The 20,848-nt window shown below is 49.5% G+C and carries 11 protein-coding genes and 1 pseudogene; 4 read left to right on the plus strand and 8 right to left on the minus strand.

The window, feature by feature from the left end:
- Window positions 1–145: 145 nt before the first annotated feature.
- Window positions 146–4,048, minus strand: a complete 3,903-nt coding sequence (hrpA, locus tag D9597_RS12380; RefSeq protein WP_130222714.1) for an ATP-dependent RNA helicase HrpA — start codon at window positions 4,046–4,048, stop codon at window positions 146–148.
- Window positions 4,049–4,248: 200 nt separating this feature from the next.
- Here hrpA and azoR point away from each other — a divergent pair, with 200 nt between their 5' ends.
- Window positions 4,249–4,854 (plus strand): FMN-dependent NADH-azoreductase, encoded by a 606-nt coding sequence (gene azoR, locus D9597_RS12385; protein ID WP_000048948.1) that lies wholly within the window; start codon window positions 4,249–4,251, stop codon window positions 4,852–4,854.
- 50 nt (window positions 4,855–4,904) lie between these two features.
- Here the strand turns inward: azoR and D9597_RS23325 are convergent.
- The 6 genes and pseudogenes from D9597_RS23325 to D9597_RS12410 form a co-directional block, all read right to left on the minus strand.
- Window positions 4,905–4,976: pseudogene (locus D9597_RS23325) on the minus strand (hypothetical protein); the annotation flags it as partial.
- Window positions 4,977–5,837, minus strand: a complete 861-nt coding sequence (pdxI, locus tag D9597_RS12390; protein ID WP_000097816.1) for a pyridoxine 4-dehydrogenase — start codon at window positions 5,835–5,837, stop codon at window positions 4,977–4,979.
- A gap of 207 nt (window positions 5,838–6,044) precedes the next feature.
- Window positions 6,045–11,348: an autotransporter domain-containing protein gene (locus D9597_RS12395; protein WP_130222716.1), complete on the minus strand. Its 5,304-nt coding sequence runs from the start codon at window positions 11,346–11,348 to the stop codon at window positions 6,045–6,047.
- A 486-nt stretch (window positions 11,349–11,834) separates the two neighbouring features.
- Window positions 11,835–12,158, minus strand: a complete 324-nt coding sequence (locus D9597_RS12400) for a YdbL family protein (protein ID WP_130222921.1) — start codon at window positions 12,156–12,158, stop codon at window positions 11,835–11,837.
- A 7-nt stretch (window positions 12,159–12,165) separates the two neighbouring features.
- Complete coding sequence (locus D9597_RS12405) at window positions 12,166–12,351, minus strand: YnbE family lipoprotein (protein ID WP_130222718.1); 186 nt, start codon at window positions 12,349–12,351, stop codon at window positions 12,166–12,168.
- Window positions 12,348–14,987, minus strand: coding sequence for a YdbH family protein (locus D9597_RS12410; protein ID WP_130222720.1), 2,640 nt, complete (start codon window positions 14,985–14,987; stop codon window positions 12,348–12,350). Before D9597_RS12410 ends, D9597_RS12405 begins: the two co-directional genes overlap by 4 nt.
- Before the next feature lie 207 nt (window positions 14,988–15,194).
- Here D9597_RS12410 and ldhA point away from each other — a divergent pair, with 207 nt between their 5' ends.
- Window positions 15,195–16,184 (plus strand): D-lactate dehydrogenase, encoded by a 990-nt coding sequence (gene ldhA, locus D9597_RS12415; protein WP_064527367.1) that lies wholly within the window; start codon window positions 15,195–15,197, stop codon window positions 16,182–16,184.
- A gap of 157 nt (window positions 16,185–16,341) precedes the next feature.
- Complete coding sequence (gene hslJ, locus D9597_RS12420; protein ID WP_130208751.1) at window positions 16,342–16,764, plus strand: heat shock protein HslJ; 423 nt, start codon at window positions 16,342–16,344, stop codon at window positions 16,762–16,764.
- On the opposite strand, the gene D9597_RS12425 is transcribed toward hslJ, so the two are convergent.
- The gene (locus D9597_RS12425) at window positions 16,761–17,027 is read right to left on the minus strand and encodes a DUF333 domain-containing protein (RefSeq protein WP_064527363.1); all 267 of its coding nucleotides are present in this window, start codon (window positions 17,025–17,027) and stop codon (window positions 16,761–16,763) included. The genes hslJ and D9597_RS12425 overlap by 4 nt on opposite strands.
- A gap of 271 nt (window positions 17,028–17,298) precedes the next feature.
- On the opposite strand from D9597_RS12425, the gene nifJ reads away from it, so the two are divergent.
- Complete coding sequence (gene nifJ, locus D9597_RS12430) at window positions 17,299–20,823, plus strand: pyruvate:ferredoxin (flavodoxin) oxidoreductase (protein ID WP_130222722.1); 3,525 nt, start codon at window positions 17,299–17,301, stop codon at window positions 20,821–20,823.
- The last annotated feature ends 25 nt before the right edge of the window (window positions 20,824–20,848 follow it).

Here is a 20,848-nt window from a genome sequence, read left to right on the forward strand (position 1 = left end):
CTGTAGATAAACATTATTCATCTTGCAGCAGAGAATTGTATTTTTCTGAATTCCCCAATTTTTTGCCCTTACCGTTTTTAGAATTAATAAAAAACCCGGCGCTAAATGCTTACCGGGTTTTAGATTTATCAGGCAAATAGCAGCGTTAACCGCTAATCTGCTCCATCGCCTGCAAAATACGCTTATCTGAAATCGGATACGGCGTACCGAGCTGTTGGGCGAAATAGCTCACGCGCAGTTCTTCTATCATCCAGCGGATCTCTTTCACGTCTTCATCCTCACGACGTGCAGGCGGCAGTTTGTTGAGCCATTGCTGCCACGCCTGCTGGACGTTTTCGACTTTCAGCATCTGTGCACGGTCGCGATGTGGATCAATCGCCAATTTTTCCAGTCGTTTTTCTATCGCCTGCAAATAACGCAGCGTGTCGCCCAGGCGTTTGAAGCCGTTACCTGTGACAAAACCGCGATAAACCAGCCCGCCCATCTGCGCTTTGATATCCGACAGTCCCAGCGCCATCGTCATATCCACCCGCCCTTTCAGGCGTTTGTTGATATTGAACACCGCAGTGAGGATTTGCTCGACCTGCTTCGCAATATCCACCACCGTGTCGTTCAGTTCAGCGCGCACTTTTTCATGCAGCGCAGCAAAGCCTTCTTCCGTCCAGACCGGACCACCATTGGCGTCGATCAGTTGATCCACACCGCAGGAGATACAGTCGTCAATCAGCTCCAGCACTTTGCCATACGGGTTAAAGTACAGTCCCAGCTTGGCTTTGTTCGGTAACTTTTCATGTAAATACTTGATTGGCGATGGAATATTCAGCAGCAGTAGACGGCGAAGACCGTTCCACATTGCCTGCTTTTGCTCCAGCGGGTTATCAAACAGTTTGATCGCCACACTGTCGCGCTCATCCACCAGCGCCGGCCACGCCTTCACTTTGTAGTTGCCACGCTTCTGTTCGTAGCTTTCCGGCAGCTGACCAAAACTCCAGATATGTAAGCCGCTCTGCTCGATACCGTCATCCGCCACCGCAGACAGCGTTTCCTGCACTTTGCCTTTCAGCGCATCTTTCAGATCTTGTAATGAGCGCCCTTCTTTTAGCTTCTTGTTTTTGTCATCCACCACGCGGAAGGTGATTTTCAGGTGATCGGGCACTTGATCCCAGTGCCAGTCTTCGCGGTCAACGGTAACGCCGGTCATCCGCCGTAACTCGCGCTCAAGGCTGTCGAGCAACGGTAACTCCAGCGGTGTGACGCGGCCTAAAAACGCTTCGGCGTAGTTTGGCGCGGGTACAAAATTACGGCGTACCGGTTTTGGCAACGATTTAATCAGAGCAATCACCAGTTCGCGGCGCAGACCGGGGATCTGCCACTCGAACCCGCTTTCCTCAACCTGGTTAAGTAACGGCAGCGGAATATGTACGGTCACACCGTCAGCATCCGCGCCGGGCTCAAACTGATAGCTTAAACGCAGCTTGAGATTGCCCTGATGCCAGAAGTTCGGGTAATCCAGCTTGCTGATTTTTTCCGCACCTTCTTTGATCAACATACTTTTTTCAAAGTTGAGCAAATCAGGCGTTTCGCGGCTGACTTTTTTCCACCAGCTGTCGAAGTGGCGTGCAGAGATCACATCATGGCTGATGCGCTGGTCGTAGAACTCAAACAGCGTTTCGTCATCAACCAGAATATCGCGGCGACGGGTTTTGTGTTCCAGCTCTTCTACTTCCGCCCGCAGTTTCAGGTTTTCACGGAAGAATGCGTGACGCGTCTGCCAGTCACCTTCCACCAGCGCGTGGCGAATAAAAAGCTCACGACATAACGCCGGATCAATCTGGCTGTAGTTGACCTTGCGCGCGGCAACAATCGGCAAACCATAAACAGTAACTTTTTCCGTTGCCATCACCGCGCCCTGCGCCCGTTCCCAGTGCGGTTCGCTGTAGGTGCGTTTAATCAAATGCTGAGCGACAGGTTCCACCCATTCCGGATCGATGCGTGCCGCAATGCGCCCCCACAGGCGGCTGGTTTCTACCAGTTCCGCCACCATCACCCATTTCGGCGGCTTTTTGAATAAACCGGAACCGGGGAAGATGGAGAAACGCGCGTTACGTGCGCCGGTATATTCTTGTTTATCGGCATCTTTCATGCCGATATGGGAAAGCAAACCGGTCAGTAAGGCGATGTGAATTTCGCGATACTCCGCCGGTTCGCTGTTAACCGGAATGCCTAGTTCTTTCACTACCTGGCGCAGCTGAGTGTAGATATCCTGCCATTCGCGCACGCGCAGATAGTTGAGATAATCGGTACGACACAGGCGACGGAAGGCGTTTGAAGAAAGCGCCTTTTGCTGCTCGCCAAGATAATTCCACAGATTCACAAACGCCAGGAAGTCAGACTCTTTGTCGTGGAAGCGACGATGTTTTTCGTCCGATGCCTGCTGTTTGTCCATCGGACGTTCGCGCGGATCCTGAATGGAGAGCGCGGACGTGATAATCATCGCCTCACGCACGCAGCCATGTTTTTGCGCTTCCAGCACCATACGCGCCAGACGTGGGTCGACAGGCAACTGCGAGAGCTGGCGACCGAGCGGCGTCAGTTTATAGGCGCTGGCCTGTTCATCAGTGGTGATCGCGCCCAGCTCTTCAAGCAGACGCACGCCATCCTGGATATTGCGTTTATCCGGTGCTTCGACAAACGGGAATGCGGCGATATCGCCCAACCCCAGCGCGGTCATCTGCAAAATAACCGAGGCCAGGTTGGTACGCAGAATCTCCGGATCGGTAAATTCCGGGCGCGAGAGGAAATCGTCTTCGGAATAGAGACGAATACAGATCCCTTCTGACACACGACCACAGCGGCCTTTACGCTGATTGGCTGAAGCCTGCGAAATGGGCTCAATCGGCAATCGCTGCACTTTGGTGCGATAGCTGTAGCGGCTGATACGCGCCGTACCTGGGTCGATAACGTATTTAATCCCCGGTACGGTCAGCGACGTTTCCGCGACGTTGGTCGCCAGCACAATGCGTCGCCCGCTGTGCGACTGGAACACGCGGTTCTGTTCGCTGTTGGAAAGCCGTGCATAAAGCGGCAAGATTTCGGTATGGCGTAAGTTCAGCTTGTTCAGCGCATCGGCGGTATCGCGAATTTCTCGCTCGCCGCTCATAAAGATCAGAATGTCGCCAAGGCTTTCCTGGCTCAGTTCATCTACGGCATCGAAAATAGCCTGCAACTGGTCGCGCTCGGTGTCATCGGCTTCTTCAACAATCGGGCGATAGCGCACTTCCACCGGATAGGTCCGACCGGAGACTTCAATAATCGGCGCATTATTAAAGTGGCGCGAAAAGCGTTCCGGGTCGATAGTCGCGGAAGTGATAATGATTTTTAGGTCAGGACGCCGCGGCAGCAACTCTTTCAAATAGCCGAGCAGAAAATCAATGTTCAGGCTACGTTCGTGCGCTTCGTCGATGATGATGGTGTCGTACTGCATCAACAGGCGATCTTGCTGGATTTCCGCCAGCAGGATACCGTCGGTCATCAGCTTGACCATCGTGTTGTCGCTGACGTGATCGCTGAAACGCACTTTGTAACCGATGCAACCGCCCGGCTCCGTTTTCAGCTCTTCCGCAATACGGTTCGCCACCGTTCTTGCCGCCAGGCGACGCGGCTGGGTATGGCCGATCAGCCCTTTAATCCCGCGCCCCAGCTCCATACAGATTTTCGGTAGCTGAGTCGTTTTACCAGAACCCGTTTCCCCGGCGACGATCACCACCTGGTGATCACGAATCGCTTCGAGAATGTCCTGTTTTTTCTGGCTAACCGGCAAATTGTCCGGATAAGTGATTTCCGGACGTGCCGCTTCACGCAGCAGGACTTTCCCTGCCGCCTGGTCAATTTCTTTCGCCATCTCCTGGAAAATGGCCTGTTGTGCATCAGGATTTTTAACCTTCTTCACACCGTGCAGACGGCGAGAAAAACGCAGTCTGTCACGCAGCATCAGCGAATCCAGCCGTTGCTGTAAGGCGTTAAAGGTCAATTTTTGTTGTTCTGTCATAACGTTAGTGGGCAGTAGGCTGCCTGATTAATTTTCTTTTAAATGATAGATATAGAGTACCACATCGCGGCTTTCTATGCGTTGTTCAATAAATTCGAACATAGGCTTCGATTTATTGCGCTATCTCTGTGGCAGGATTGTGAATAAAGTGTCAACAAGCAACGGGGCATCGCCCATTCAAATATCTATAAGGAAACACCATGAGCAAGGTATTAGTTCTTAAATCCAGCATCCTGGCAGGGTACTCTCAGTCTAATCAGTTGTCCGATTATTTTGTTGAACAATGGCGCGAAAAGCACTCCGCTGATGAAATCACCGTTCGCGACCTGGCTGCAAATCCAATTCCGGTACTGGATGGCGAACTGGTTGGCGCTCTGCGTCCGAGCGATGCGCCGCTGACTCCGCGTCAGCAGGAAGCTCTGGCGCTTTCCGATGAGCTGATTGCCGAGCTGAAAGCCCACGACGTTATCGTTATTGCGGCACCGATGTACAACTTCAACATCTCGACTCAGTTGAAAAACTATTTTGACCTGGTTGCACGCGCAGGCGTTACTTTCCGCTATACCGAGAACGGTCCGGAAGGTCTGGTAACGGGTAAAAAAGCCATCGTTATTACCAGCCGCGGCGGGATCCATAAAGATGGACCAACGGACCTGGTGACGCCGTATCTGTCCACGTTCCTCGGCTTTATCGGCATTACCGATGTGAAATTCGTCTTCGCCGAAGGGATCGCATACGGTCCGGAAATGGCAGCGAAAGCGCAGTCTGACGCGAAAGCAGCCATCGACAGCATTGTTGCCGCATAACCGGACACGATCTTGATGTGGACTGTAGTTCAGTCCACATCTCAATCCACTTACCTATTTTCCCATAATTTCAGCATCGCTTTGTGCTCTTCCTTAAGCACAATATGCGAGCGTCTGGCTCGTTATTCTCGCGAAATACCATCCAACGTAGACAACACTTCCTCAGAAAGATGCAATTTTTCAGCAGCCATATTCTCCCGTAAATGCGCTACAGAAGACGTCCCTGGGATCAGCAAAATATTCGGTGAACGCTGTAACAGCCAAGCCAGCGCCACCTGCATTGGTGTTGCACCCAGGCTCGCTGCTACATCCGAAAGAGTGGAGGATTGCAGCGGCGTAAAGCCTCCGAGCGGGAAGAACGGCACGTAGGCAATGCCATCGCGGGCCAAAGCATCAATCATTGCGTCATCAGCACGATGAGCAATGTTGTATTCGTTTTGCACACAGACAATTTCGGTAATCTTACGCGCCTCTGCAACCTGCGTCGGTGTGACGTTGCTCAGGCCAATATGTTTTACCAGGCCTTGTTGTTGCATCTCTGCCAGCACGGTCAGGCTGGCTTCAATCGATCCTTCCGCTGGGCCGTGACCATCACCCATCATAACGCGCAGGTTAACCACATCCAGTACGTCCAGGCCGAGATTACGTAGATTATCGTGTACCGCTTTTTGCAGCTCTGCCGGAGAAAAGGCGGGCAACCAGGAAGCGTCCTCTCCACGCCGCGCACCAATTTTAGTGACAATTGTCAGGTCATCAGAATAAGGATAAAGAGCTTCTCGGATAATCTGATTGGTGACGTGCGGGCCATAAAAGTCGCTGGTATCAATGTGATTGACGCCCAATGCCAGCGCCTCGCGCAGCACAGTTATAGCAACATGGCGATCCCTTGGGGGGCCAAAAACCCCAGGACCTGCCAGTTGCATCGCGCCATAACCAAGACGGTTAACGGATTTTGTACCGAGAGTAAATGTGTTGCTGCTCATCGCACCCTGCCCTGTAATAAAACGGATTAAGAAAATCAGTATAGAAATGAAAAGAGATAAATAATGCGAAGGCGTAAACAAGATTACTGGATGAGTTGCTCTATTGTCCTGAAAGACACCAAAACAAAACGCGTCAAGCGCCGCATCCGGCAATAAAAAAACCGCAACCTGTATCAGCGTTGCGGTTTATGTATCACATGCTAAAAATTAGAACGTTTTCTTGAAGTTCAGCATCACACCTTTGTCGCTGATGCCGTCCTCTTTCCAGTTGTACGCATCCAGATTCAGTGAACTTTCTTTGCTGCTGTACTTCACGCCGACGCTTGCCAGGCTGTTGATACCGCCGCCCTTCTGCCCGTCATCGACGTTAAAGTGCTGGCTGCCAGCGCCTGCCAGGCTTGCCGTGCGCTGGCTCTTCGCGTAGCTCAGGTTTGGCCCGCCTTCCAGCGTAGCGCTCGCACTCCAGCCGTCTTTTCCTGCGTAGTCCAGTTTCAGCCCGACGATGCTGTCTACCGCCGTTTCGCTGCCGCTGTTCATGCTCAGGTTAAAGTCTCCGGCATTGCGTTCCTTATAGCCACCTTCCAGTGTGTGACGCAGTTTTACACCCGCATATGGCGTGATCTTCAGCCCTTCGCTCGGTTCGAAAGTCTTCGCCCCTTCGCTGCGGAACTCCAGGTACTGCTGCTTCACGTCGGTATCAGCCGTTTTGTTCGTGCTGCTAAATGCGATCGAACGACTGCTGTCAAGGTTGTGAACGTCATAACGCAATGCGTTATTCCAGTTCATGCCATTGTCGAAGGACATCTGATGTTTCAGGCCAAAGAACTGGCTGTAGCCACCGGTTACGCCATTATCACCCGCTTTCTGAGCACCGTCGCCATCGAGGCGAGCTATACCGTACTCCAGACTCATCGTCTGGCTTTCACTCAGGTCAATGGTTTTACGCAATGCCAGCATGTCATACTCAGTATTATTACCTAACTCGGCACGCGGATCGCCTTTCGCGACAACGTTGAACGCCAGACCGTTACCCACTTTCGGCGCGGCATCCGCCAGCATACTAAAGCGGTTGCTTAACACGCGCGCTTCCCGGAATACCGTGGTCGCCTGGCTGCCACTAATTTGCTTAAGTGCGCTGTTCAGTTCGGCAGTCGTGCCTACGTTCAGGCTGGTAAACAGTTCGTTGTTGGTGTAACCCGCATCCAGTGCCTTCGCGACATCATTCACCGAAGAATCAGTTGCTACCTCGGTGTAGGCGTTTTTACTCATGGTGACGTCAACGTTGCCGTTGGCATCGGTGCTGCCCTTAGCGTTCCAGACAACTGTGGAGGAAGTGATATTCTCCACGCCGCTGATATTTTCACCTTTGAAAACATCATCAATCACTACGCTGGTATCAGCAGTACCGGCACTGAATCCAGTATTAACCGTGACGTTGTCACTTATGACCAAATTATTGGCTTTCAGCGTGCCGGAACTTCCGTCACTGTTGGTACCAATGGTGTAATTGGTGAGTTTTTGCTGGGTAACTGACTCAACAGGCGCAGCAGGTACGTTGCCCTGTCCTGGTGTCGCAGAAGCATTCGGTACAGTGATATCAACAGTACCATCATGATCATTTCTCGTCCCTGTTGTATTTGGTGCATAAATATCGCAATCAATATTACACAGCAGGTTGATAATCCCATTATTCACAATCGCTTTAGTCGAGCCACCAAACGCCCATGAATTATCTGCGTAAACATTAATAACGCCCTCTTGAGTATTATTAATCGTCGTTGCAGAACCATTTCCTTTGATACCAATCAGCCCCTCACCATTAGTTCCATCAGCCTGACCCTGCTCGGTGCCGACATTAATCGTACCACTGTTCACCAACTGGACAGTATAACTGGTCGTTCCGCCGCTAATAGCAACTGCCCCATCACCCTGAATATTGATTACCCCGGCATTTGCGAAATTATACCCACGGCCTAAATCAATCAACGGAGCATCTGGATTAATACCATTAATAACACCTGTTTCCGTATTCCAGATCCATTTACCGTTACTGTTTGATCCTGTACTTGCTGTTTTAATAGCACTGTAACCGTTAGTGGCGGTAATCGTGCCACGGTTAACCTGCGCAAGCGAATCACCAGTACGCGTTACATTAACAATGGCATTTTCACCACCTGCAATAGCATTGCCGCTATTGCTGAGCGTTGAACCCGCTTCGTTATACAGTACGAAACTGCCGTTCATTAATGATTTACCACCAGCAGTAACTGTCATTTCACCAGTGTTGACAACGTTTTGTCTGTAACTGGTTCCCTCAATAACACCGCTGAATTTCCCTTCGTTGTAGAAATTAACTCCACCATTCAGGGTCAGCAGATCAGTTGTCATGCTTGCTGTCGCACGATTGTAAATACTGGCGTTGGCATTAATGGTATCAGAATCCAGCACTCCACTGTTTTCCAGTCCTTGCACAATATTCAAATTACCATTAATTGTCAGACTGGCATTATCTTCATTGTAAAGCCATTTCGTTGCATTTAAATTGCTGTTAATAGTTTCATTGCCGTAATTGGCTAATGATTTTGCAGTCACAAACTCATTTATAGCTGATGTAGTAGTAATTGACTCACCGCTTTTACTCAATTTTGTCAATAATTCTCCACTTTCTGTTGCTGCTCCCATATGAGAATCAGCATCATCCATTGGTGAACCAAACAAATTAATGGAGCCGTAATTCAGAATTGTTCCTGTACCATCATTATAAAATGCCTGACCATGATCCACATTAATGTTAATTATGCCCGTTTTATCATTGATAGCCGTGCCTTCATGATATACAGCCATACCTACCAGTGTGTTCGCCCCCAGGCTATCATCATAATTTTCATTTTTCTCTAGATTGATAATACCCTGATTAATAACTGTATTATCAGTACCATAGGCCGCCATTCCGGCACCGGCGTTATAGACAGTAATAATGCCACCCAACAGGTTTGTCGATGTGGCATTGATTTTCGCACCGCTCGTCGTATCTGTACCAACCGCCATACCCACACCAAAATCTCTGGCATTGGTTGAAATTATTTTACCATCCAGTGTAGTCGTGTCATTTACATCAACCCATAACGTGTCTAATTTTATCTGCCCCGCATTATCGGCGGTGGAGTTATTAATAGCCAACATGCCTATAACACCACGCCCATACAAATCAATAATTCCATCAATACTGTTGACAACAGAACCATTAACAAATGATTCCATTCCTGTAATACTGGATATTTTATTGTAGAAAATATTAGGCACAGTGCCGCCAAGTGTGGAATATATATTCATCACACTTTGTTGCTGCATTACTTTCCCGGTAATTACACCATTATTACTAGCCTCACCGTTTCTCGTTACAAAGAAACCAGCCCCGCCAGTCTCTACTGAGCCATAATAATATTGCGAAAGCGTAATACTGCCATTATTAATACTTGTTGAACCCACATCAGAAACCGTAGCAAAGCCTATATTCCATAGATCAATATCGCCATTATTGACAGCTTTGGCACCTGATTTAACATCAACAATTCGTGATTCAGCCATGTTATAATGGTTATAGGAATGAATATCCCCCATACTTATCGAGGCATCTGCATCGACTTCCAACACCGCATTATTGCTTAACCGGATAATATTTTCATAACCTAATGGAAAATCACCACTAATTGTTGAATCGCCTTTCAAATACACCGATGACTTACCATCAACACTAATAACTGGTATATTCCCAGAGCCTTTACGTTCTGATGCAATAACAGAACCATCCGCTAATTGATTGACTTCACCCACAAGGTGAATGCCGTTATTCAAATTAATAACGTTATCATCACCAGAGACAACCAGGCCAGAGATATTTTCCTGACTGCCATCATATTTTGAGTAGCCACGAGTAGTCATTTCGCTGTCTACGACAACCGTTAACTTTCCGTCCAGATTTGCCTTGTTATTATTGCCTTTAATATTGATACCAGTGGAGTCATCGTAAAAACTTTCAGCACCATTATCAGCCAACTGATTTTTATCGACACGAACATTGCCGGTAATATCAATATTATTGTTATCACCGATAACATTGACCCCAGAGGCTGACTGCCCGGTAACATTCAGATCAGCTGTAGCCAGCGTTAATTGGTTACTGTCACCATTGAGCACAAGCCCCGTGGAGAAATCACCGATCTGCATATCGCCAGCCAGTGAGACGTCTCCATCATTGGTTGTAATATTAAACCCTGTAGCAAAGTTTGTTACGTCAACATCCCCAGTCTGAACAAAAGTCGCTTTGTCGCCGTCAATCTGTATACCAACAGATTTTTCATCTGTGACAGTAATGTTACCCTTGTTGTTCACCGTCGCACTGTCGCCAGTGATATCAATCCCGTGTGCGCCGCCGCTGACGTCCAGATCGCCGTCCTGGATAACGGTGCCGTTATTGCCGTTGATTTCTGTGCCAGTGGAGTCGGTACCATCAATGACCGTTTTACCACTGTTATTCGCCGTGGCGTCGTCACCGTTAATCTGTGTGCCGGTGCCGCCGTTGGTGATGGTGCTGTCGCCTTCGTTATTAACAACCGCCTGGTCGCCGTCAATCTGGATACCGATGGATTCCGGATCGGTCACGGTCATGGTGCCGTTGTTGTCCACCGTCGCACTGTCGCCAGTGATATCAATCCCGTGTGCGCCGCCGCTGACGTCCAGATCGCCGTCCTGGATAACGGTTCCGTTATTGCCGTTGATTTCTGTGCCAGTGGAGTCTTTTCCGTCAACGGTAGTTTTACCGGTGTTATGTATCGTAGCATTATCACCCGTAATAATGAGTTCACCATTGTGATTATATTGCCACGTTATTGCGCCATCTGGGCTCCCCCCTTCAAGGGCTACGGTATTATTTGCTTCATCAATCTGCCAAAGATCAATCGTTGCCTTACGCCCATTGCTATCTTGCAGAGAAATAGTCCCATCGGCATTCTCGCTGTAAGTAAAAACGGTATCGCGAATCGTTAACGTTTTTGCTGTTTTATCGAAGATAACGTCATTATTAAACGAAATGGGTTTAGGAGGCTGTGGGGGATCATCTTGACCATCGTCCGGGATTATCTCATCTCCGCCAGGCGTTGGCGGAACGGGAGTCTCGTTGGAATCATCATCGGGTGGTGTTGGCGGTACAGGGGCATTGTTGCGATGATGATGATTACCATCGTCGTTTAGTTCGACGACCGCCAGCGCGGTGATTAACGCAAAGGCACCTGAGGCAACCCACGGCATAAGGTTTTGTTGTACTTGTGGAGAACATTCGGGAGGGATTTGTTTTAACGCTTCCGGAGTCAGCTTGTCAGGGTCTGCCGGACAAGTCACATTTGTATTTTTCTTTTCGCCTGTAGCCGTTTCTGTCTCTGTAATATCAGCCGCCCAACCCTGACCACTCAGAGCTAATGCGATACAGGCTGATAATAGGGTTTTCCTTTGCATAATAAATCCTTCTGACAAATATAAAGAATGCCAGAATCCATAAAGATTATTGAAATCAACAACCCTTACAAATATCTGACCATAAAATATTCAAAAAATATATGAGAGGCATTCTATATTGTCAGCGGAAGATTATTCAACCTATTTCATCGACATCACCTAAATATAGATATCATGAATATATCGACAACATAAAAATAATATTTATGTATGATTAAAAATCATCGCAATGGCAATAATAATCTCGAGATCAAATTCATGCGGAGAATATTATTAATATTTAATATTTATTTAAATTATTTATTTGATAAGAAGCAATTCACTATAGTTGCGAACGCATCTCTTTTAAGACATTCATCTTTTTCTCAGGAATGTCGGTGTAATCGATGTTCTCCTTTGCAGCGACACAGTGCACTATGATCTTGTGAACTAATACCCTATTTTTCACCGACTACTACCAAATGGTGTTTGAACTACCGTTGCATGTTATTTCCGTACCCACATACCATTTATGCCCTGCACGTATTCACCGGGTTTTGCCTTTTCCACCAGCTTCGTCCCTGCCAGATTCGCCACTTCCTCCAATGGGATATTATGGCTTTCAGCGAGCTTCTGATAACTCTCTTTCCGTGCCTGGTTGATATTTGCTACCAGCTCGCGTGTTTCCGGATCAGTGCTTATAGCCGCAAGGTAGCCATTATGCCTTTCACCTACCCGCCCCTGACTTCTGGCTTCATTCAGGGTTAATGCCATCGCACTACTGCTCACCAGACCAATAATCCATAACGCTATGAGTAATGTTCTTTTCATCATTACCTCAAAAAAGATCGCTACGGGTTTTGAGCAAATCTTCAACATCTTTGTCCGCTTTGATGATGATCTCGTGCTCAATTTTAACGTTCATATTAATGGTGATTGGCTCTTTCGGTGCAGCCACTTCAATGCGCGGCGTACAGCCAACCAATATAAAAGAGGACACGAACGCGGCTATCACTATTTTCATTGTTTTTCCTCACACTCTTTTCCTGATGGGCAGCCAGTTTCCGGGAGTCGGGCATTCTGTTCCAGCCATGCCTGGAGATTATCGCCAAAGCGTAAACTGCGCCACAGCGTGAAAATATTCTCTTCATGGCTGTAATTGAGATTTACCGTACCGGTTTTACCATCGACGCGACTATTACCACTGATCGTCGCCTGCATGGTTAACACGCCGAGATTATCTAAATTAATTTTTGTCGATGAACGACTAATTTCCATATAGCGCAACCAGTTGATGGCAGTTCCTGCGGTCATATTGTCTTTTGCCACTGCATCGGCGGTGTCTTTATTCAGGCGCAAAGTCATGGGACCTGCGTTTGCCAGCCAGCCATCTTTCACAATCCATTTTTCATTGTTAAGCCATAGCGGCAATGCACCACTAAATGCCCCTGACATCGCGAATTGCTTCGGATTGACGGCGCTAACCAGTTCACTGGAAGAGAGATTATTCAGTCGCAACAGCGCCGGATCGTGTTGCGGAATACGTAATTGTTTCATCAGCACGTTACCGCCCAAAACATCAACACTCACATCGGTCAGTAACAAGGGTTCGTCTTCGGTCCACGGATAACGGCCCTGAAGATCGGCAGTGATATTTTTTGCCGTCACCAGGTTAACCACCTCAGCAATACGTAATGACACAGGCCGCCGCGTTCCCAGGTGCCACGCACCGTCGGCAAAACGAAATGGCAAAACAAAGTCGACACCGTTGACCTGGTTGTCTGGCATCCACGCGCTGCCACCTTTCAACACGCCATGCCCACCCGCACGGAAGCCCTGCTCAGGCGCAGCAGAAAATGCCACCTGGGCATACAACTCGCCATCGCGTAAGTTCATCTTCCAGTCTGGTGGCACCAGCGGCTGGAATACGGTCAGTGATTGTTTAGGCCACCAGGCGTTGCCGCGCAGGCGAATACCGTCCCAGCGACCATTCACCCGTACCGGACCAATCTCACCAGCATGTAAATCCCCTTTGAAGAGGAAATACGTCGGATCGCGCCCATCGACACTAAATTTTAACGTTGATGGCGGTAACACACTGCCGCCCGTGAAAAGTGTTTGTCCTGCATCCAGCGAAAGCGCGCCACTAAAAGACGGATTCTGGGCGTCGCGCACCCAGACAACGGGTTTATCAAGAATTAAGCGCGGTGTTTCCACTGTCATCGTGCCATATTGCAACTGATCGAACCCGGTTGAGAGATCGGTCAGCGTAATCGTGCTGTCCTGCCACTCACCTTTTCCTGCAACATCCCAGGTGGCGTGCATTGGGGTAAAACTGCCCTTGCCCCAGTAACGCCACTGCCAGCGGCCTGCGTCAGGGAGAAAATCATTCGCCAGCCCATCCATATGAAGCACAAAGTCGCCCAATTCATTTTCATGAGCCTGCAAAATGGCCTGCAAGCGACCGTCCACACCACGTTGCGTCACTTTAACACCTGCTAACGGCCAGCGGATTTCGTCAATGTCCAGCGAATCAATGACTCTCCCTTTAGAGCGTAATAATGCGCCCGGTTCAAAGGCCAGCGTTGGGTCAGCCAGACTTCCGCTTAAGTGAGCAGGTAAGCGAGCATATAAAATGAGATCTGCCTGCTTCGCTTCACCGGTCAGTTGCAGCGGCATCTGACTGTTATCCATGCTTAATTTTCCTGGGCCGAAATTAAGCACAGCGTTACCCTTGCCCGCTTGCCCCTGGGTCAGCACACTCAGTCGACCACTAACCAACGCGTTCTCAAGCCCTGCCTGCCAGTTGTCGACTTTGATACCCAGCCGCCCACTCAGGGGAAAACCTTCATACGGCCAGCTCCAGCGACCATCGCTAACGGTCAACTGTTGACGGGTAATTTCCCACGGCAAATCGAGCAACGGATCGCCGTTATCTCGAGCCATTACAATCAATTGCCCACTATTTTCCTGCCACTCCAGCTCGGCATCCACCAGTGACGGTTCCTGCGGCAGGTTCAACGTTGCTGTAGCATGACCACTTACCGGAAGCCCATCCGGCACAAGCGGCATGGTAAATTCTCCCACCAGTTTTACTGGAGGCTGATTTGCAAAGGCGGCAACATCCAGTTCACTGACCGTGAGTTGCTGCCCTTTAAGTTGGCCTTGAAATTTAACTTTTTCGCCCTGATAACGGAGTTGCTGGATATCGGAGGTCAACGATAGAGAGAGTTTTCCCTGCCATTCCTGCCAGGGTGAAAAAATCAGTTTATCAATATTGATCCAGGTGTTAGGCAGCATGGATTGCCACTGCGCAAGAGTTTTCGGCGCGGCTGGCGAGGGTTCTTCCTGTGGCAATTTCGCCAGGCAAGTGGAGTCAAGTTCTACTGTACCGACGTTCAATAACCAGCGGCTGGGATGCGAAAGGCTGGCATCGGTGATGTGTGCCAACTGGCAATCCGCCACCAAATAACGGAGATCGGGAATAATTAAACCTTTACGCGTAATGCGTGGGCTTTCATCCAATGCAATGCGTGTACCGAGCGGTAGCCAGATACCCGCCAGCGTGGGAACCCACAGCCCGAGCGTCATCAGCAGCGTCAACGGCACAAGAATAATCAGTAATAGCAGCGCGAGAACGGCTTTATATTTACCCAACATGGGTAGTTAATATCCTGATTTAGCGAAAAATTAAGCAGTCAATACAGGTATTGTGGCATGTTTAACCGTTCAGTTGAAGGTTGCGCCTACACTAAGCATAGATGTTCCTGGAATTTTCAATATCGCCATAACTTTCAATTAAATTTTAAATTTTGTAAAATATTTTTAGTAGCTTAAATGTGATTCAACATCACTGGAGAAAGTCTTATGAAACTCGCCGTATATAGCACAAAACAGTACGACAAAAAGTACCTGCAACAGGTGAACGAGTCCTTTGGCTTTGAGCTGGAATTTTTTGACTTTCTGCTGACGGAAAAAACGGCAAAAACCGCCAATGGTTGCGAAGCAGTATGTATTTTCGTAAACGACGACGGCAGCCGTCCGGTGCTGGAAGAGCTGAAAAAGCACGGCGTTAAGTATATCGCCCTGCGCTGTGCCGGTTTCAATAACGTCGACCTCGATGCGGCAAAAGAACTGGGGTTCAAAGTGGTGCGTGTCCCGGCTTACGATCCGGAAGCCGTCGCTGAACATGCGATTGGTATGATGATGACGCTGAACCGTCGTATTCACCGCGCGTATCAGCGTACCCGTGACGCCAACTTCTCTCTGGAGGGGCTTACTGGTTTTACTATGTACGGTAAAACGGCGGGGGTGATTGGCACCGGTAAAATCGGTGTGGCAATGCTGCGTATACTGAAAGGTTTTGGTATGCGTCTGTTGGCATTCGATCCGTATCCAAGTGCGGCGGCGCTGGAACTCGGCGTGGAATATGTCGATCTGCCGACCTTGTTCTCTGAATCAGACGTTATCTCCCTGCACTGCCCGCTGACGCCGGAGAACTACCACCTGCTGAATGAGGCGGCGTTCGATCAGATGAAAAATGGCGTAATGATCATCAACACCAGCCGTGGTGCGCTGATTGATTCACAAGCCGCGATTGAAGCACTGAAAAACCAGAAAATTGGCTCGCTGGGAATGGACGTGTATGAGAATGAACGCGATCTGTTCTTTGAAGATAAATCCAACGATGTGATTCAGGATGATGTTTTCCGTCGTCTGTCAGCCTGCCATAACGTACTGTTCACCGGACACCAGGCGTTCCTGACGGCAGAAGCCCTGACCAGTATTTCCCAGACAACGCTGCAAAACTTGAGCAATCTGGAAAAAGGCGAACCCTGCCCGAACGAACTGGTTTAATCTCACTGCTCCCCTGTCATACAGGGGAGCTTATTCAGATAATCCTCAAAGATATTTGATCTTCTATTCTTAAAATATGTTTTAAGGACGGATAAGACGCAATCAGCGTTGCATCCGGCAAACAGCACCAAATTTATACCTTAAGTAGAGAACTAAAATGAAGAAAGTTGCCGCGCTAGTCGCGCTAAGCCTGCTGATGGCGGGATGTGTAAGTAATGACAAAATTGCTGTAACGCCAGAACAGTTACAACATCACCGTTTCGTACTGGAAAGTGTAAATGGTCAACCTGTTGCCAGCGAGAAAAACCCGCCAGAAATCAGCTTTGGTGAAAAGATGATGATTTCTGGCAACATGTGCAACCGCTTTAGCGGCGAAGGTAAACTTTCGGACGGAGAACTAAAAGTTAAAGGACTGGCAATGACTCGTATGATGTGTGCCAATCCACAGCTTAACGAACTCGATAACACCATCCGCGAAATGCTGAAAGAAGGTGCGCAAGTGGATCTGACCGCGAATCAGTTAACGCTGGCGACCGCAAAACAGACATTAACGTATAAGCTGGCGGATTTAATGAATTAATAACTACCACAACTTCCGGCGGCAAGCGACTGTTCGCTACAGCGTTTGCCGTTGGGCAATGCACACATCCCGATCGCTGTACCATCCAGTTGACGGGCAACGGAAAGCGAACCGCCAATCATTGCACAATTTGCCTCTCCACTACTCGACATTGACGCTTTTAAACCTGGGGCCACATGCGCCGCGGTCGCCTGCTGAACAGGTTCACTACTACACGCCGACAACAATAAAACGGCAGCCCCTACGCACAACATTACTCGCATCTTTACTTCCTCAAATCTTTAAGTCCAACGAAACCGCCGTAATAATAGGCAGCTCAGGCGGCTACGTCGAGAACTGTATGTGAATTGCAACGTTTTTTTACTATTTTGTGGCTATTTTTTTGCCCGGGATTTGATCAAAACATTCATTACGCTGATATAGAGAACACAAAAGCGAAAATGCAGCAGAAAGCCATTTGCTAAAATTAAAAGATTACTACTGGGCGCGCAGCTTTTTCGTGCGCCCCTCATTTGCGCAATGTAAGGGTGTCGTATGATCACAATTGACGGAAATGGCGCGGTAGCTTCGGTGGCATTTCGCACCAGTGAAGTTATCGCCATTTACCCTATTACCCCGAGTTCCACGATGGCTGAACAGGCTGATGCCTGGGCCGGAAACGGCCTGAAGAACGTATGGGGAGATACACCTCGTGTGGTTGAAATGCAGTCAGAAGCTGGCGCTATCGCAACTGTGCATGGTGCTTTGCAAACAGGCGCTCTTTCGACATCATTTACATCGTCGCAGGGTTTACTGCTGATGATCCCGACGCTGTATAAACTGGCAGGTGAGCTAACGCCGTTTGTACTGCATGTGGCAGCGCGTACTGTGGCCACTCATGCGCTCTCTATTTTTGGCGATCATTCAGATGTGATGGCGGTGCGCCAGACGGGTTGCGCCATGCTGTGTGCAGCAAACGTGCAGGAAGCCCAAGACTTTGCTCTCATTTCGCACATCGCAACGCTGAAAAGCCGCGTACCATTTATTCATTTCTTTGATGGTTTCAGAACTTCCCACGAAATCAACAAAATTGTCCCACTGGCTGACGACACTATTCTTGAGCTAATGCCCCAGGCAGAAATTGATGCTCATCGCATTCGCGCACTTAACCCGGAACATCCGGTAATCCGCGGTACGTCGGCTAATCCGGACACTTACTTCCAGTCACGTGAGGCCACTAACCCGTGGTACAACGCGGTCTATGACCATGTTGAACAGGCGATGGCTGATTTCGCTGCCGCTACAGGTCGCCAGTATCAGCCGTTTGAGTATTATGGTCATCCGCAAGCGGAACGGGTAATTATCCTGATGGGGTCGGCCATCGGCACCTGTGAAGAAGTCGTGGACGAATTGCTGACCCATGGCGAAAAAGTGGGCGTACTAAAAGTGCGACTTTACCGCCCTTTCTCCGCCAGACACTTACTGCAAGCATTGCCGAACTCTGTACGTACTGTGGCGGTGCTGGATCGCACCAAAGAGCCTGGTGCGCAGGCAGAACCCCTGTATCTGGATGTAATGACGGCGCTGGCTGAAGCCTTTAATAATGGCGAGCGCGAAACACTGCCACGCGTCATTGGCGGGCGCTATGGTCTTTCATCCAAAGAATTTGGCCCAGACTGTGTACTGGCGGTATTCGCCGAACTCAACGCAGCTAAACCGAAAGCGCGCTTTACGGTTGGTATTTATGACGATGTGACCAATTTGTCGCTGCCATTGCCGGAAAATACTCTGCCGAATTCCGCAAAACTGGAAGCACTCTTTTACGGGCTGGGTAGCGACGGCAGCGTTTCCGCAACTAAAAACAATATCAAAATTATCGGTAATTCCACGCCGTGGTACGCACAGGGCTATTTTGTTTACGACTCCAAAAAGGCGGGCGGCCTGACGGTTTCTCACCTTCGCGTGAGCGAGCAGCCGATTCGTTCCGCTTATCTCATTTCCCAGGCTGATTTTGTTGGCTGCCACCAGTTGCAGTTTATCGACAAATATCAAATGGCTGAGCGTTTAAAACCTGGCGGCATTTTCCTGCTCAACACGCCGTACAGCGCAGATGAAGTGTGGTCGCGACTGCCGCAAGAAGTTCAGGCTGTGTTGAATCAGAAAAAAGCGCGTTTCTATGTGATTAACGCGGCGAAAATCGCCCGTGAATGTGGGCTGGCAGCTCGCATTAACACCGTCATGCAGATGGCTTTCTTCCACCTGACGCAAATTCTGCCTGGCGACAGCGCCCTCGCAGAATTGCAGGGCGCCATTGCCAAAAGTTACAGCAGCAAAGGCCAGGATCTGGTGGAACGCAACTGGCAAGCTCTGGCGCTGGCGCGCGAGTCCGTTGAAGAAGTACCACTGCAACCGGTAAATCCGCAAAGTGCCAACCGTCCACCAGTCGTATCTGATGCCGCACCTGATTTTGTCAAAACGGTTACCGCTGCGATGCTCGCCGGACTTGGCGACGCCCTCCCCGTTTCAGCGCTACCACCAGACGGCACCTGGCCGATGGGCACTACTCGCTGGGAAAAACGCAACATTGCCGAAGAGATTCCTATCTGGAAAGAGGAACTCTGTACTCAATGTAACCACTGCGTCGCCGCTTGCCCACACTCTGCCATTCGCGCGAAAGTCGTACCGCCCGAAGCGATGGAAAACGCTCCGACCAGCCTGCATTCACTGGATGTAAAATCTCGTGATATGCGCGGGCAGAAATATGTGTTGCAGGTGGCACCGGAAGATTGCACCGGTTGTAACCTGTGCGTAGAAGTTTGCCCGGCGAAAGACCGACAAAATCCAGAGATCAAAGCCATCAATATGATGTCGCGTCTGGAACATGTGGAAGAAGAGAAAATCAATTACGACTTCTTCCTGAATTTACCAGAAATCGACCGCAGCAAACTGGAACGTATTGATATTCGTACTTCGCAGTTGATCACTCCGCTGTTTGAATATTCTGGCGCTTGCTCCGGTTGTGGTGAGACGCCGTATATCAAATTGCTCACTCAGCTCTATGGCGATCGGATGTTGATTGCCAACGCTACTGGTTGTTCTTCTATTTACGGCGGCAACCTGCCCTCCACGCCATATACCACTGATGCCAACGGTCGTGGACCGGCATGGGCGAACTCGCTATTTGAAGATAATGCCGAATTCGGCCTTGGTTTCCGCCTGACGGTCGATCAACACCGTGTCCGCGTGCTGCGTCTGCTGGAGCAATTTGCTGACAAAATCCCTGCTGAGTTACTGACTGCGTTGAAATCAGACGCCACGCCAGACGTTCGTCGCGAACAAGTCGCGGCTCTGCGCCAGCAACTCAAAGATGTGGCTGAAGCGCATGAACTGCTGCGTGACGCAGATGCGCTGGTGGAGAAATCAATCTGGCTGATTGGTGGTGACGGCTGGGCTTACGACATCGGCTTTGGCGGTCTGGATCATGTGTTGAGTCTGACGGAGAACGTCAACATCCTGGTGCTGGATACGCAATGCTATTCCAATACCGGTGGTCAGGCGTCGAAAGCTACCCCGCTTGGCGCGGTAACTAAGTTTGGTGAACATGGCAAACGCAAAGCACGCAAAGATCTTGGTGTTAGCATGATGATGTACGGTCATGTTTATGTCGCGCAGATTTCTCTGGGCGCACAACTCAACCAGACGGTGAAAGCGATACAGGAAGCGGAAGCGTATCCGGGGCCATCGCTGATTATTGCTTACAGCCCATGTGAAGAGCACGGTTATGACCTGGCATTAAGTCACGACCAGATGCGTCAACTCACCGCAACGGGCTTCTGGCCGCTGTATCGCTTTGATCCGCGTCGAGCCGATGAAGGTAAACTGCCGCTGGCGCTGGATTCCCGCCCGCCTTCAGAAGCTCTGGAAGAAACGCTTCTTCATGAGCAGCGTTTCCGCCGTCTGAACACGCAACAGCCGGAAGTGGCAGAACAGTTATGGAAGGATGCCGCCGCTGATTTGCAAAAACGTTATGACTTCCTGGCACAAATGGCCGGAAAGGCGGAAAAAAATAGCACCGAGTAACCTTTCTGGATAACTATTATCCAAT

Origin of the sequence: Escherichia sp. E13S3, from assembly GCF_004212325.1 — a bacterium.
In the GTDB taxonomy this organism is placed as follows: domain Bacteria; phylum Pseudomonadota; class Gammaproteobacteria; order Enterobacterales; family Enterobacteriaceae; genus Escherichia.